The organism is Bacteroides salyersiae WAL 10018 = DSM 18765 = JCM 12988 (genome assembly GCF_000381365.1).
In the GTDB taxonomy this organism is placed as follows: domain Bacteria; phylum Bacteroidota; class Bacteroidia; order Bacteroidales; family Bacteroidaceae; genus Bacteroides; species Bacteroides salyersiae.
The window spans coordinates 716,259-730,475 of the sequence record NZ_KB905467.1; the positions used below are offsets into that span (position 1 = coordinate 716,259).

The following is a 14,217-nucleotide window of genomic DNA, read 5'->3' on the forward strand; positions in this document are numbered from 1 at the left end:
TATGTTGTTGGGGTTATTCCTTATGTCAAAAGTGGTATCTGTTTCCGGTGATATAGAGGAATGCGAGACACTGCATGCCATAGTAGACACACAGCATCATCCTGAAAAATGGCATACCTTGTCGGAAAAGTTTCTCAATCACTATGAAGCCGGGATGCAATGTGAGTCTTACGATAACCAGACGGATGATGTCAGTATAGGAAATAACTTTTCATTCCGTTGTACTTCTCCCTCCAAGATTTTAAGAAATAATACGGCTTCTATCATTGCCAGAATTGTGAAGTCTCTGAAGATTTTGCTTCCCGAAGAAAAAACAACCTCCTTTTCATTCAGTATCAATCCATTCAATTTCTCTTATAGATATTATATCTATACGCTGAGACGTATTCTTATTTAGTGCTTTCTTATTTAATGCTTTCTTTTTTTTTGAAAGTTTCTTCTCTTCTTTGTACTTGTTTTTTCTATTTAAGTACTGATTAATCATACAAAATGGATTTTTTATTGGATTTTATTCTTCATATCGATCAATATATGATTGATATCGTACAGGAATACCATACCTGGACGTATGTCATTTTATTCTTGATTATTTTTTGTGAAACCGGTCTGGTGGTAATACCTTTTCTGCCAGGTGACTCTCTGCTCTTTGTGGCAGGTGCTATTGCGGCATTGCCCGATACACCCCTTGATGTGAATATGCTGTTCTTGATTTTGTTTGTTGCCGCAGTTCTGGGTGACTCCTGTAATTATATGATAGGACGCTTCTTTGGGCGGACACTGTTCAGTAATCCCAATTCCAGGATATTCAGGCGAAGCCATCTTGAGAAAACCCATGAGTTTTATAAAAAATATGGCGGAAAGACTATTATTTTTGCACGTTTTGTGCCCATAGTCCGTACGTTTGCTCCGTTTGTGGCAGGAATGGGGAGTATGCATTATTACTATTTCATGCTGTACAATCTGATAGGCGGAGCACTGTGGATTGCCATATTCTGTTACGCAGGATATTTCTTCGGAGATCTTCCTTTCGTACAGGAGAATCTGAAACTGCTGATTGTCGCCATCATAGCGGTATCAGTATTGCCTGCTGCGGTCGAGGTGGTGCGCGCCCGGCTGAAATCCCGTAAACAAACGAAATAATTTAAAATATATACATTTATGAAAAATTCTTTTTTTAGTAGGTTTACACCCAAAGAACCCAAATTTTTTCCTTTGTTGAAACAATTGTCTGAAATCCTGGTCGCTTCATCGGAGCTTTTAGTGGAGAGCCTGAAGCATGATTCGCCTGAAGAAAGAGCCGGTTATTATAAACAGATCAAGGATATGGAACGTGAAGGAGATAAGCTTACCCATCTGATTTTGGATGAATTGGGTACCACTTTTATTACACCGTTTGACCGTGAGGACATTCATGATCTGGCTTCGAGCATTGACGATGTGATTGACGGAATAAATAGTTGTGCAAAACGTATTACCATCTATAATCCTCGCCCCATCTCTGAGAGTGGAAAGGAACTGAGCCGTATGATCCGGCAGGAGGCGGACTATATTGTCAAAGCGATGGATGAGCTTGAGACTTTTCGTAAGAATCCGAATACCTTGCGTGGGTATTGCTCAAAGATGCACGATATCGAGAATCAAGCAGATGATATTTATGAACTCTTTATTACCAAACTTTTTGAGGAAGAGAAAGACTGTATTGAACTCATCAAGGTTAAAGAAATTGTACACGAACTGGAAAAGACCACTGATGCGGCAGAGCATGTGGGCAAGATATTGAGAAGTTTGATTGTGAAATACGCATAAATACAGGTACGGCACATGGAATTATTAGTGATTATCATTGTATTGGCTCTGATATTCGATTACATCAACGGTTTTCACGATGCGGCAAATTCAATTGCCACTATTGTATCTACCAAAGTACTGACCCCTTTCCAGGCAGTGATATGGGCTGCATTCTTTAATTTTGTAGCTTTCTTTATTGCCAAATGTATCATCGGGGGCTTTGGCATAGCCAACACTGTATCGAAAACGGTAGTAGAGTCGTATATTACATTACCCATCATCTTGGCGGGAGTGATAGCTGCCATTGTTTGGAATCTGTTTACTTGGTGGAAGGGCATTCCTTCGTCGTCATCGCATACGTTAATCGGCGGTTTTGCGGGAGCGGCCATCATGGCTCACGGCTTTGAGGCCATTCAGATGAATATCATATTGAAAATTGCGGCTTTCATCTTCCTGGCCCCCTTGATAGGCATGGTTATTGCATTCGGATTTACTTTGTTGGTGCTTTATATCTGTAAGCGGGCACATCCCCATACTGCTGAAGTCTGGTTTAAGAAGTTGCAGCTTGTCTCTTCGGCTTTGTTCAGTATCGGGCACGGCTTGAACGATTCTCAGAAAGTGATGGGGATTATTGCTGCTGCCATGATAGCAGGACATTCTGAAGGTTTGGGGATGGGGATAAACAGCATTAATGATTTGCCGGATTGGGTAGCATTTTCCTGTTTTACGGCTATTTCATTGGGTACGATGTCCGGTGGGTGGAAAATTGTAAAGACTATGGGAACCAAAATAACCAAGGTGACCCCTTTAGAGGGAGTTATCGCGGAGACTGCCGGTGCTTTCACGTTGTATCTGACGGAGTATTTGAAGATTCCGGTTAGTACGACACATACCATTACGGGAGCTATTATCGGAGTGGGGGCTACTAAAAGACTTTCAGCAGTCCGGTGGGGAGTTACTAAAAATCTGATGACTGCTTGGGTGCTGACTATTCCGGTAAGTGGATTGTTGGCGGCGGTATTTTATCTCATTATGTCTTTTTTTCTGGGATGAATGTATTAGCAGGGTTGTTGCCGGACATTTTAGTTTGAAGTATGGTTGCTGATTTTGCAATCAATCAGTTTTATTGGGAGATGAAGCTATGTTGAAACTGGAAATGGATGGGCATATGAGGCTACTTGTGTAGAAAGTTACACAGTGTGTCGTTTCGATTGGATTTTTAGTCATTATAGATCGTTTTATCTCATCTGTATAGGACAAAACTGCTTGGTGTTGCGGTGGTTGGTTGGGCTGATGTTAAAGATGATACAAATCTTCAGGGATTCCAAAGAGCTTTTGTATGACCGTGCTGACAATATAATGAAGTTAGTTCCTTTTACAACTTCCGTATGAAAAGAAATCATGTCGGAACATAAGGCAGACTATACAAAAGATGATTTGTTGGCATTCTGTACTTTTACCGATGGTGTTCCAAAGTATATCGGGCAGCTTATGGATGTACAAGTATGGAAAGCATGGTTGATTTCATGTTACAATTTCGATGGAAGATATGTAAATATAGTATATTTATAAACCTAAAATAGTATTCAGATAATACTATTAACTATTTCAAGAACAACATCTTTAATATCAATGAGTCTCAACTTGGAAACATTCAAATACCAAGCTGTATTAGGATATACTGTTTGAAACAATTCATAACTTTTTTCCTGTTTAGGCAAAGCACTAAAGAAGCCGAATGTGTGTTGGCGGGCGTATTCAGGAACATTGTTTAGGTTGTTAAACGTTACAGTGGGATTAACCAAAATCTTTTTTTGCCGATAAAGGTTGATACATGCTGTCGCAGATTCTCCTAATGCAATTACCCAGTTGGGATTATGTTCTGTAATAATCCTGCGTATCTCTTTTCCATAATCTGCTTCTTGCAATGTGTTCACTTCGACAAAACTGCCGATACCATTCATTGCGGATTCATCCATCCATAATGGAATCAAATACGAGTTTTGTTCGTCACATGTAGGATTTTTAATACGGAATGGTTCTGGAAATATCAATATTTTGTTCATGAGTTCAAATCGGTTTAGCAAGATTTTGTGTTAGCAATAATTCGTTGCCAGCATTAATGTCGGAATACTTTGGATATGATACTACAAAGCATTGCTTGTGATATTTACGGGCAAAGGATGTCTTCTATTGCTAAAATGTTTTGTTCCATATTATTTTTGAAATTAATCGGTTGGTTTTAAGCTTGGAATCCGATTTTTTTTCGAGTCGAATTAGCTATACGCTCATTGCGGCAAATCTCAATGATTGACGGCAGATCAATGGTGTCTTGCCCGGATAAAATGGCATTGATTGTGTATTTTCGGGTAATATTCTCTATTTCTCCACCAGAAAGATCGAACTGAGAAGCAAGGCTGTGAGCATTACCCTCTTGCAAGGACGGCAACATAGCTTGCCAGATTTGAGTGCGGGCTTCCACCGTCGGACGATTGAACTGTATTTTATAAAGGAAACGACGTTCAAATGCCTTGTCGAGATTAGTCGTGAGGTTTGTAGTGGCAATCATGATGCCATCAAGTGTCTCCATTTCTTGAAGGATGATATTCTGTATGGAATTTTCCATTTTATCCACAGCATGGGTTGCCCCTTCCATACGTACACCAAGAATGGCATCGGCTTCGTTGAAAAGCAGAATTGGAGCGGGCGATGAGTCTTTGCAGATATTGCGGTATCTGTCGAAAAGCATCTTTATGTTCTGCTCACTCTCTCCAACCCAGCAACTCTTGATCTTATCAACATCTACACGGAGGATATCGCGACCCGTAACACGGGCTATCTGATATACTGTTTCGGTCTTTCCAGTTCCGGGCGAACCATAAAAAAGGCAACAGAACCCGGCTCTCATTCCTGCATTGCGCAAAAGGCTCTGAACTTCATTAAAACGATCGGCAGAAAGTATTGACGAAAGTTCATTTACCTGACTTTTTTCAGAAGCATTGTAAATCAGTTTCTTTTCCGGAAACGAATCAGATTTAATCAAACTATGGTCGGATTTGGACTTTACTGCTAAATTCAATTCTGCAAGCAAGTCGGTTTTAGCGTACTCTGTCAATTTGAAACAGTCCGAACGAGCCATTCCGTCCTCATTGACATTTTCAATCAGGTTATGTTCAAATAGTTCCGATGTATGACTGCGAAGTTCGCTTTTACACCAATGAGGAATTTTATCATTATCATATAAATTGTCTATGTCATGAAAACCGATATGGTCATCGTCGTTTTCAATGAAAAGATGAGCCATAAAGATGAACAGCAGAATATCTTCATCACTAAGATAAAAACTTTTCAATGTCCGTACAAAGTAGGTGGCCTTTATCTCTGTGATATAGTCATTTGTTTGTGTGAGAAGTGTTTCATGAGTTATTTCATCGTTATCCATTTCTTCCATCAAGTCGTTGAATCTGTCAAAGAAAGTCTGGAGGTCTACTATTGGCTCTACGTTATGAATATATGCCTGATCCTTTTTTAATGTTTTTAGAACATCTGATGGGACGCGATAGGATAGTGTATTGCGATGGGAACGTGAAGCACGTAAATAATGCTTTTCTTCAAGTGTATCAATCTCCGATGAAAGTCGCAGGATTTTAGTCGTCCGACATCCCGTGTAGGATGCAATTTCTGATATGCGGATGGAATTGTCCTCGCTTCTATCCACAAAAAGAGCTAACAAAACAGTCTGTATAGGTGACAGTTTCAATTTCCGGGAAGCATATCTTACATAAATAGAAATCTTTTCAAAAAACTCCTCTGATAGTTTTGAGTCTTCAGCAGCTTCCACTATATACTCGAAAGCTTCAAGCACGCTTTTGGGACGAGCTTTTATAGTTTCTTTTTGTTGTATCTCATCGGATAGTGTCTCTTTGTTGTTGAAATCATGTCTCATATCTATGCCATGTTTAGAATTATGAAACAAAAGTACAATAGAGATGTATCATTTGTTGATACAGGTCTATGAAAATCCCATCTTATAACAAAAATATTCGTTTAGACTAAATTTCAATGATATTCGGTGATGCCAAACTGGAATAGTCAGCATTCATTACTGCTCCATTTGAGAAAGTGATGCCATTGAGGACTTTCATTCCATGCTGGGCATGTATATGTCCGAAAAGGTGCATACGTGGTTTGACAACTTCTATACGAGATAGAAGTTCGTCAGAACCGTAATTAATGTTGTCATCAAAATCTAAAATGCCAAATGGCGGTGTATGCGTAATTAGCACATCGGCGTTGATTGGTATTTGTGCATAGTTCAGGCTTTGCTGTTCTGTAATGCAGTCACTCATAAACATTGGGACACCATAAAATTTTATGCCATACAATTCAATGCCGGAGTTGCACAAATAGTGGACATTGCCATCCAACCCATCTATGTTTGCCCCATACAGACATTCGTCATGATTGCCACAGATAAAAATCTTGTGCGGATAATCAAGGTCACAAAACCAATTCAAAAAGTCGATGGCTTCTTGTTCGCTTCCGTTCATAGTGAAATCGCCCGAATGGACAACTATATCCGCTTCAGGCAAATCGGTCAACCGCCTGTGGCAACCGTGAGTATCAGAAAGATGAATGATTTTTTTATTTACCATAGTAGCGTATTTCTACATACTTGTATAGTTCCTGATATTCTTTCTTAATAGGTTCCATAAAGTCTTGCGGGTCTACTATAACATACTTGGATTGGTCGTTAAGCATACTGCGCCATGTATCCTCCATATTTTGATTGGAAACTTTATATGTCTTTTCGAGTAAATCGACATTTGCTTTGGGTACTATATGAACGTGCAGATAGTGATCCGCTTTGATCTTTTCAGTTTCTCGATTCTTTATCATCTGTTCAGCCCATAAAGTTTGTCTCATAAGCTGATAGAACGGTTCAAAGTAATATACCGAACTTTCGTAATTCGTCAAGGTTTTCAGCTGGTTCGATTTAGTTATAAGATCATTATAACGTCTCATGCGTTCTTGACCTTTTCCGTGCTTGCCTATACCCCAAGGATAATCTTCAAGCGATTTATCTTCTTTCAAAGTGTCATCGTATGCTTCTGTATATTTCCATTCTATTGGTATAATCCATGTTTCCTTGTTGACATCCTCTGCATATATCAGAACATCAATAGAGGTACAATATGAACCTCTATTCTGTTCCTGCTCATTGAGATATGAATTGTCGCTAACTACTTCAAAAGCAATATACGATGTGTCTGTATCGCAAGGGACAGGTAATACTTTATTGAATCTAACCTTGTTTAGTCCATTAATTAATGATAGCACTGCTTCCGGTCTTTGCCGTAAAAACATCAGATGATTGATGCAAGCTATTTGCGAAGAAACTGTGTGTCCGGTGGGATATTCGGTGTTATCTCCCCACCATGTAATTTTATTGTCTTTGAAATACTTTAAGGCTTCAGTCCGGATAGGTTCATATAGATTATTAACTCCGTTCTGAAGAACGAAACTATACTGTTTTTGATATTTACCAAAACGCCCATTACCACAGTCATTACCAAAGAAGTGGTTTTTGATTAGCATTGCGTGATGCTGTTGTTCTTTGGGTCGGAATACCCATTTTTGTTGTTTGCTCATATTCAATATTTATATTGCAGATAATAGACTGACTTTACAATAGAAGCATGGTATATGCCATATATAGTTAGTGAAATAACAATTGTGCATATTTTAATCCAAGTAAATTTTTGAGTTGTTCTTCATTTAAGAAATCTTCCGTATCACCGGCGTATGTGTTCCAGCGCGATGTGACGGATACTATTTCATTATCAGGACTGATTTTAACTGCAATCAGCGAATAGCCGTAATTATCATGAGGGAAATTCATGCCGGGAACACAAAGTGCATCCCACCAATTATTGTTCTCCAAAAAGTAAAACCTATTTCCACTGGCTACATAGTCGTTGAACGATTCTTCGGATACAACGATGCGCCATGATACCGAATCATTGTATTCCTTTGCTTCTTCAAAACTTTTAATTGGAGTTATTGAGTAATCAAATGTTGTGTCAGGTTCTTCTTGCGGAACTATCGGAGCCATACCGATTATCTCACATACGGTATCAGGTGTACATTCGTTAAATGTATTGTCAAAAAAATCAAAGCCTGGTGTTTGGTCGAGAACTTTGAGGATAAGACGCACTCGTCCTACATCGTCAGGCTCATTTATATCAATTTGTCCGGTCATATTCCAAATATAAATGCCGATGGCAAACTTTGAAAGTCGGCTCTTTAACTCTGGAAACAACTCAAAATAGCGTTCCACTTCTGATTGTGCCGAAAATTCGGAAAACCACCATTCTACTTCCTTTATATACCTTTCTTCCATATTACTATAAACGTATTGAAATTGCCAAAATTATAGTATTCATGTCTCATTTTTCAATACAATAGATAAGAATTACAAGTTGCAAAGAAGTTATCCACTTCTCTTAATCTTGTATCATATAATGCGACATCTTTTTTGTACCTTTGCAATCGAATAATAGGAAAGATATGATTCAGCTACAAAAGTACACTTGGCTAATAGATACTATCCGTAGAGCCGGGAAAATATCGCTTGAAGAAATCTCGAATCGCTGGGAGCGTAATAAGGATTTGAGTGATTACAAACCTTTGAACCGTGCAACATTCAATCGCTGGAAAGATGCTATTTTCAGCCAGTTCGGGATAATCATCTCTTGCCAACGGGCAGGAGGTTATTTGTATTATATAGAAAATCCGGAGGCCATTGACGAAGACAGTTTAAAAAAGTGGATGCTTGATTCCTTTTCCGTAAGCAATCTTATCGGTGAGAATCTTTCGTTGAAAGACAGAATTATTGTCAATCAGATTCCGTCGGCTCACAACCATTTGGCCACATTGCTTGAAGCAATGAAAGAAAACCGTGCCGTAATAATCTCTTATTGTGCTTTTGGCAAGACAAAAAGCTACACATTCTCCATCGAGCCATATTGCGTAAAGCTGTTTGAAAACCGTTGGTATGTGTTGGCACACAATGTCCAATACGATGACATTAGAATTTACGGACTTGACCGTATAGAAGACTTAAAGGTAAGCGACAGTACTTTCAAACTTCCGAAGGATTTCTCTGCATCCGATTACTTTTCAGCCTACTACGGAGTTGTGACAGGTTATGACATAAAGCCGGAGCATATCATTATTCGGGCATATCGGGATCATATACCTTATTTGCAATCTCTTCCGCTTCATCATAGTCAAAGGCTGTTGGAAGACAACGGTGAATATGCCGACTTTGAACTATATCTCGCTCCGACATACGATTTTGTCATGAGATTACTTCATGTGGGGGCAATGATAGAGGTTATTTCTCCGGTTTCTCTCCGAAAGACAATGAAAGGATGGATTTCAGATATGTACAACTTATACAAGAATGATTGAGTATGAAAGATTTCGCTGCAATAGATTTTGAAACGGCCAATGGGCAACGCTCCAGTGTATGCAGTGTCGGTGTGGTAATTGTGCGAAGCGGTAAAATTGTCGATAAATTCTATAGTCTTATCCAGCCATCTCCAAATTATTATACATATTGGACAACAGAAACTCACGGACTTACCCGTACCGACACAGACAGACAACCCACATTCCCGGAAGTTTGGGCACAGATAAAAGACCGCATGGCAGGGCTTCCATTAGTGGCGCACAACCGACCTTTTGATGAAAGTTGCCTGAAAGCGGTTTTTGAAGAATACAACATGGAATATCCCAACTACGAGTTTCATTGTACACTCGCAGCGTCACGTAGATACCTTGATATTCCGATCCATCAACTTCATCTGTCGGCAGCAGCTTGCGGTTACAATATGGACAACCATCACAATGCCCTTGCGGATGCAGAGGCATGTGCATGGATAGCAATGAAATTACTTTAAAAATGGATTAATTGTGGATTTTAAGTATAACTAGTAAAAGTATCATGAATCTTGAAGAAAAAATAATCGGTGAGATAACAGGTGAGTTCGTAATTGAATCTTACCAAAGAGGTTATCGTTGGTCTAAAGATGAGATTGAACATCTTCTTGAGGACATAGAAGAAATTCCTGACGGGCAAAATTATTGTCTTCAACCTGTTGTTGTAAAAAGTATTAACGGTAGATATGAGTTAATTGATGGTCAGCAGCGTTTAACAACACTGTATCTGATAATGAAGTGTCTCTCGCTATATATAGATCTCCGCTATAGCATTGAGTATGCCACGCGAAAGAGTGAAAATGGCAATATCGGAAGTAAAGAATTACTTGACAATATAAACACTATTGATTTGAATGCCTCATCATCAAATATCGATGAGTTATTCATTAAGAAAGCATACTCTATTATTCAAGATTGGTTTGCTGGAGAGAAATCACGCATGAACCGTTTCGCTGGAAAACTTCAGAATTATGTTACCATTATTTGGTATGAAGTTGATTCAAATGAAGACAGTATAGGTATTTTTACTCGTTTGAATATTGGTAAAATTAATCTTACGAATGCGGAACTTGTCAAAGCACTATTCCTTAACAGAGGAAAGAAAGATGATCAAGGAATGTATGCAGGTAATCCTTACGGTATTGATAATAAGACACAACATGAAATAGCTCTTCAATGGGACGCGATGGAGAAAGGTTTGCACGATAGTAAATTTTGGGCATTCATTACTAACGAGAAAGAGGATAAATACCCAATTCGTATGGAGTTGTTCTTCGACATTATGGAGAATAAACCTGTTGATGAATGTAACTATTTTACCTTTAACAAATTCTGTAAAAAGTTCAAGACGAGTACAAATAAGTCAGAGACATGGGAAACCATTGTGAGATTCTATCAGCAATTATTAGAGTGGTACAATGATTTTAATCTGTATCATCAGATAGGCTATCTCGTTGCAACCGGAGTAAGAATTAAGACACTTCTTGATATCGCAATGAGCAAAGAGAATCCTATTAAGAAGTCCGAGTTTAGAGATAAGATAGTCGAAATGATTCGTGATAGCGTAACATTTGTCAATGGAGATAAAGAAAAAATAGACTATGCCGATTTGAATTATGAATATCACAAAGAGTTTATACATGTCTTGTTGTTGCTCTTTAATGTGGAAACGATACGGCAAAAGGGTGATGAAAATAACCGTTTCCCATTTGAGCGATATAAAAATGAGGGAACATGGTCACTTGAACATATTCACGCGCAAAATTCTGAAAATCTCAAAACGAACCAAGAGTGGAAAGATTGGCTTGTTCTGCATAAAAACTCTCTGAAAAGTTTGATAAAAACATATAACGATGATTCAGACCAAGCAAACTCCATCGCAGAAGCAATCATAAAGATAAATGTTGTAATATCACACATTGACGATAAAAATTATAAAGGTTCTATCCGAGATGAGTTTTCGGCCGTTGCATCTGTTGTGAATGATATTCTATCTGATGGTGACGATAAATCTCAGATGCACTCTTTGTCGAATATGGCATTACTTACAGTTGGGGAAAATGCAGCGTTGAGTAATTCTACTTTCGATGCAAAACGTGTTAAGATTCTTGATATGGATAGGAAAGGTGACTATATTCCATCCTGTACAAGAAATGTGTTTATGAAATACTATTCAACGTCTGACACAAAACTACATTTTTGGTCGGAGAAAGACCGTAAATGCTATATCAAGGCAATGAATGATGTATTATACAATCACATGGATAATAAAGGAAATAAAGTCAGATTGATTAAAGAAGAAATTCGTTATGGAAATGAACAGTAAACAATACGAACAGCATACATTTAAATCTTTTTTGAGTAAGTATCAAGTAACAATTCCCATGGTACAAAGGGATTATGCTCAAGGGCGAACTAGCATTGATGTAAATCGTGTTAGGAACAGATTCTTAACCGCAATCAAAAGCTACTTAGTTCAACCTAAGACAAATCACAAGATAATGAAAATGGATTTTGTGTATGGTGAAAAAGAAAATGTGTGGAGTAAAGTAGAAGTAGGCAAATTGGAAAAAATTATTGTAACACTGTTGGACGGACAACAACGTCTGACTACGCTATATTTGCTTCATTGGTACGCTGCGAAAAAAGCTAGTCTACAACCTACAGACTATGCCTTTTTGGAACATTTTACTTATGATATAAGACCTAGTTCAAGGGACTTTTGTACCCATTTACTTAGGTTCACACCCTCTTTCAACTCGTCTATTAAGGAACAGTTGATAGATCAATATTGGTTTATGGGAGATTGGCATAATGACCCCACAATTTTAAGTATGTTGGTTATGTTGGATGCCATTATGGAAAAATTCTCTGATGTGGACAATCTTTGGAATTTACTGACTGGAGATGATGAACGAATAGTTTTCTTTTTCTTACCTTTAGCAGAAAATGGGCTGTCAGATGAATTATACATCAAGATGAATTCCAGAGGTAAGAAACTAACTCCATTTGAGCATTTCAAAGCAGAATATGAGGCTTTATACGAGCATGATTCAGAAGAATCTATGGATATTAACCATAAGTTTGATGTGGAATGGGCAGATACTCTATTTAGTTACCGGGATGATGATGACCTTACTGATAAGGAATTTATGAGATACTTCTTTTACATTAGCCACATCCTTTGCTATCAACAGTCGGTTAAGAAGTCAACAGATGAATTTGAGCTGATAAAAACCTTATATCAAGAATCCCCAAAAGCTGTTGAGAATCGCAAGTTCTTTGAGAATGCTATGGATTGCTGGTATCAAGTAAAGAACGAATTTGGTAGCATCGGTAATTTCTTTTCTCGTTACTTATCGCAGTTCACTCATGAGAAAGATAAAGTTGCAACTTACAAGACGGTAAGCGAATATCATACAAATCAAAATTTCTTCCATGCTTGCATAAAGCTATATCAAGTTAACAACAACTTTTCGTATAGTGATTTTTTGTTTTTATTTGGTATCATTGTCTACTTGACTAATCGGGACAAGATTGAAGAAACGGCTTTTATTGAAAGATTGCGAATCCTTAGAAACCTGATATGGAACTCTAATTCAGGTGAAATTCGTGGAGACTCTGACTACATGAGTGATTTATTGACAGAAGTATCTGAATTAATGCTAAATGGTATCATAAGGACAGACCTTAAACACGGTTTCAACGGATTCCAAGAAAAGGAAGAAATCGAGAAACAGGAAAAGAAATCGCAGATGACCAATGATGATTTAGAAAGGATGTATAAATATGAAGACCATCCGCTTGTCTACGGTTATGTCTCAGGATTAGGTTATGATTATCTATATCTTACTGATACATTCTATTCTGTTTTTGGTGGCAACGATTATCTGAATATTCATCTGGCATTGATTGCGATTGATGGCTATATGCAGCATGATGATAAACGATATTATATGGCAAATCATAACCGCTCAACATGGACGCAGTTATTACATAAAAGTCGTAATAGGAATGGTTTTGAAGAGTCTATGGCAATAGTGAGAACAATGTTGGAACGTGTTCTAAATGGAGAAAGCATTGAAGATATTAGAAACGTCTTTATTGAAGAACAGGAGAGGAAACATGAATATACATGGAGATATTACTTCGCAAAATATCCTGATATGCTGAGGGGGGCAGATGGGGAATTAGTATGGAATACATCTAATGACTATATTTGTATCACTCTCAACAAGCATCAATTCAATGGTCAGCATTGGAATCCATTTTTGAATGTTATTTATCAACTATTGGCTGAAAAACTAAAGACGGAATACAAGGAAAAAATTCTATCGCTTGATAATTATGGAGGAAATCTAAACCTTTTCCATCCTGTTGCCTCTGTTGCTTCTTTAGGTGACGGATTTGAGTATTTTTATGGAGAGAACAGAAAACATTGGTCAATCATTCAAAATTCAGAAGGTATTGATACAGAAGACCGAATATTATTGGCAATAAGAAAAATTAAAGCCATTGTCCAGATGTATGTCGAAGGACAGAATGTTTCTGATTAAAGTTGTATCTATAAATCATTATTAGTTGACTCTTAAAAGGGTATACTTCCGGAGGCCAAAATGAAGTGCACCCTAAAAGTTTTATGTCTAACTTTTGGGGTACATTTCAAAACAGCCCAGCCCGTAATATGCGTATGATACTATGGGTTGGGCTGTAGTCTCCTAATCGATATCAATCAGGATTCTATATGAAAGTTTTTTATTGCTCCGTCAGGATACAGATAGAGTGATTTTATTGGCAAAAATTATGGGCAGGAGTGGAGATGATAAAAAAAAGATATTTTTTTTAATATTATGAATCAATCTGTTATATGATGTGTTATTAGAATGGTCTCCCGATTGAGCCCCCCCAAAAAAAAATCCCTTG

General features: G+C 37.9%; 14 protein-coding genes. 9 read left to right on the plus strand and 5 right to left on the minus strand.

All coding sequences use genetic code 11. The features are described from left to right. The first annotated feature begins 22 nt into the window (after positions 1 to 22). The 5 genes from HMPREF1532_RS14220 (at position 23) to HMPREF1532_RS21845 (ending at position 3,360) form a co-directional block, all read left to right on the plus strand. On the plus strand, positions 23 to 397 hold the full coding sequence (locus tag HMPREF1532_RS14220; protein ID WP_240060020.1) for a hypothetical protein: 375 nt from the start codon (positions 23 to 25) through the stop codon (positions 395 to 397). A gap of 92 nt (positions 398 to 489) precedes the next feature. Beyond that, positions 490 to 1,140 carry a DedA family protein gene (locus HMPREF1532_RS14225; RefSeq protein WP_005930866.1) on the plus strand — a complete coding sequence of 217 codons (651 nt, stop codon included), beginning with the start codon at positions 490 to 492 and terminating at the stop codon, positions 1,138 to 1,140. An 18-nt stretch (positions 1,141 to 1,158) separates the two neighbouring features. After that, complete coding sequence (locus HMPREF1532_RS14230; RefSeq protein ID WP_005930868.1) at positions 1,159 to 1,806, plus strand: DUF47 domain-containing protein; 648 nt, start codon at positions 1,159 to 1,161, stop codon at positions 1,804 to 1,806. A gap of 15 nt (positions 1,807 to 1,821) precedes the next feature. Further along, the gene (locus HMPREF1532_RS14235) at positions 1,822 to 2,841 is read left to right on the plus strand and encodes an inorganic phosphate transporter (RefSeq protein WP_005930870.1); all 1,020 of its coding nucleotides are present in this window, start codon (positions 1,822 to 1,824) and stop codon (positions 2,839 to 2,841) included. 348 nt (positions 2,842 to 3,189) lie between these two features. Continuing rightward, complete coding sequence (locus HMPREF1532_RS21845; protein ID WP_005930872.1) at positions 3,190 to 3,360, plus strand: hypothetical protein; 171 nt, start codon at positions 3,190 to 3,192, stop codon at positions 3,358 to 3,360. Positions 3,361 to 3,374: 14 nt separating this feature from the next. On the opposite strand, the gene HMPREF1532_RS14240 is transcribed toward HMPREF1532_RS21845, so the two are convergent. From HMPREF1532_RS14240 to HMPREF1532_RS14260, 5 genes are all read right to left on the minus strand, one after another. Next, entirely contained in the window at positions 3,375 to 3,854 is a 480-nt protein-coding gene (locus HMPREF1532_RS14240) for a hypothetical protein (RefSeq protein WP_005930874.1), read from the minus strand. Positions 3,855 to 4,030: 176 nt separating this feature from the next. Next, positions 4,031 to 5,734, minus strand: a complete 1,704-nt coding sequence (locus HMPREF1532_RS14245; protein WP_005930875.1) for an ATP-binding protein — start codon at positions 5,732 to 5,734, stop codon at positions 4,031 to 4,033. 106 nt (positions 5,735 to 5,840) lie between these two features. After that, a complete protein-coding gene (locus HMPREF1532_RS14250) occupies positions 5,841 to 6,443 on the minus strand; it encodes a metallophosphatase domain-containing protein (RefSeq protein ID WP_005930877.1) in 603 nt (200 codons plus the stop codon). After that, the gene (locus HMPREF1532_RS14255) at positions 6,433 to 7,440 is read right to left on the minus strand and encodes a PGN_0703 family putative restriction endonuclease (RefSeq protein ID WP_005930879.1); all 1,008 of its coding nucleotides are present in this window, start codon (positions 7,438 to 7,440) and stop codon (positions 6,433 to 6,435) included. Before HMPREF1532_RS14255 ends, HMPREF1532_RS14250 begins: the two co-directional genes overlap by 11 nt. Before the next feature lie 67 nt (positions 7,441 to 7,507). After that, positions 7,508 to 8,191 carry a hypothetical protein gene (locus HMPREF1532_RS14260; RefSeq protein WP_005930882.1) on the minus strand — a complete coding sequence of 228 codons (684 nt, stop codon included), beginning with the start codon at positions 8,189 to 8,191 and terminating at the stop codon, positions 7,508 to 7,510. Between the two features lie 167 nt (positions 8,192 to 8,358). Between HMPREF1532_RS14260 and HMPREF1532_RS14265 the strand changes: the two genes are divergently transcribed. The 4 genes from HMPREF1532_RS14265 to HMPREF1532_RS20580 are packed head-to-tail and all read left to right on the plus strand — an operon-like array spanning position 8,359 to position 13,850. Further along, complete coding sequence (locus HMPREF1532_RS14265; RefSeq protein ID WP_005930887.1) at positions 8,359 to 9,264, plus strand: helix-turn-helix transcriptional regulator; 906 nt, start codon at positions 8,359 to 8,361, stop codon at positions 9,262 to 9,264. A 2-nt stretch (positions 9,265 to 9,266) separates the two neighbouring features. Then, positions 9,267 to 9,755: a 3'-5' exonuclease gene (locus HMPREF1532_RS14270; RefSeq protein ID WP_005930890.1), complete on the plus strand. Its 489-nt coding sequence runs from the start codon at positions 9,267 to 9,269 to the stop codon at positions 9,753 to 9,755. A 44-nt stretch (positions 9,756 to 9,799) separates the two neighbouring features. Next, entirely contained in the window at positions 9,800 to 11,620 is a 1,821-nt protein-coding gene (locus tag HMPREF1532_RS14275; RefSeq protein WP_005930893.1) for a DUF262 domain-containing protein, read from the plus strand. Continuing rightward, positions 11,604 to 13,850, plus strand: a complete 2,247-nt coding sequence (locus tag HMPREF1532_RS20580) for a GmrSD restriction endonuclease domain-containing protein (protein ID WP_005930896.1) — start codon at positions 11,604 to 11,606, stop codon at positions 13,848 to 13,850. The genes HMPREF1532_RS14275 and HMPREF1532_RS20580 overlap by 17 nt, the downstream gene beginning before the upstream one ends. Positions 13,851 to 14,217: the final 367 nt, after the last annotated feature.

Bases quoted from the DNA above. Each gene is read 5' to 3' on its own strand.
- HMPREF1532_RS14220 (WP_240060020.1), top strand. From the start codon at position 23: ATGTCAAAAGTGGTATCTGTTTCCGGTGATATAGAGGAATGCGAGACA.
- HMPREF1532_RS14225 (WP_005930866.1), top strand. From the start codon at position 490: ATGGATTTTTTATTGGATTTTATTCTTCATATCGATCAATATATGATT.
- HMPREF1532_RS14230 (WP_005930868.1), top strand. From the start codon at position 1,159: ATGAAAAATTCTTTTTTTAGTAGGTTTACACCCAAAGAACCCAAATTT.
- HMPREF1532_RS14235 (WP_005930870.1), top strand. From the start codon at position 1,822: ATGGAATTATTAGTGATTATCATTGTATTGGCTCTGATATTCGATTAC.
- HMPREF1532_RS21845 (WP_005930872.1), top strand. From the start codon at position 3,190: ATGTCGGAACATAAGGCAGACTATACAAAAGATGATTTGTTGGCATTC.
- HMPREF1532_RS14240 (WP_005930874.1), bottom strand. From the start codon at position 3,854: ATGAACAAAATATTGATATTTCCAGAACCATTCCGTATTAAAAATCCT.
- HMPREF1532_RS14245 (WP_005930875.1), bottom strand. From the start codon at position 5,734: ATGAGACATGATTTCAACAACAAAGAGACACTATCCGATGAGATACAA.
- HMPREF1532_RS14250 (WP_005930877.1), bottom strand. From the start codon at position 6,443: ATGGTAAATAAAAAAATCATTCATCTTTCTGATACTCACGGTTGCCAC.
- HMPREF1532_RS14255 (WP_005930879.1), bottom strand. From the start codon at position 7,440: ATGAGCAAACAACAAAAATGGGTATTCCGACCCAAAGAACAACAGCAT.
- HMPREF1532_RS14260 (WP_005930882.1), bottom strand. From the start codon at position 8,191: ATGGAAGAAAGGTATATAAAGGAAGTAGAATGGTGGTTTTCCGAATTT.
- HMPREF1532_RS14265 (WP_005930887.1), top strand. From the start codon at position 8,359: ATGATTCAGCTACAAAAGTACACTTGGCTAATAGATACTATCCGTAGA.
- HMPREF1532_RS14270 (WP_005930890.1), top strand. From the start codon at position 9,267: ATGAAAGATTTCGCTGCAATAGATTTTGAAACGGCCAATGGGCAACGC.
- HMPREF1532_RS14275 (WP_005930893.1), top strand. From the start codon at position 9,800: ATGAATCTTGAAGAAAAAATAATCGGTGAGATAACAGGTGAGTTCGTA.
- HMPREF1532_RS20580 (WP_005930896.1), top strand. From the start codon at position 11,604: ATGGAAATGAACAGTAAACAATACGAACAGCATACATTTAAATCTTTT.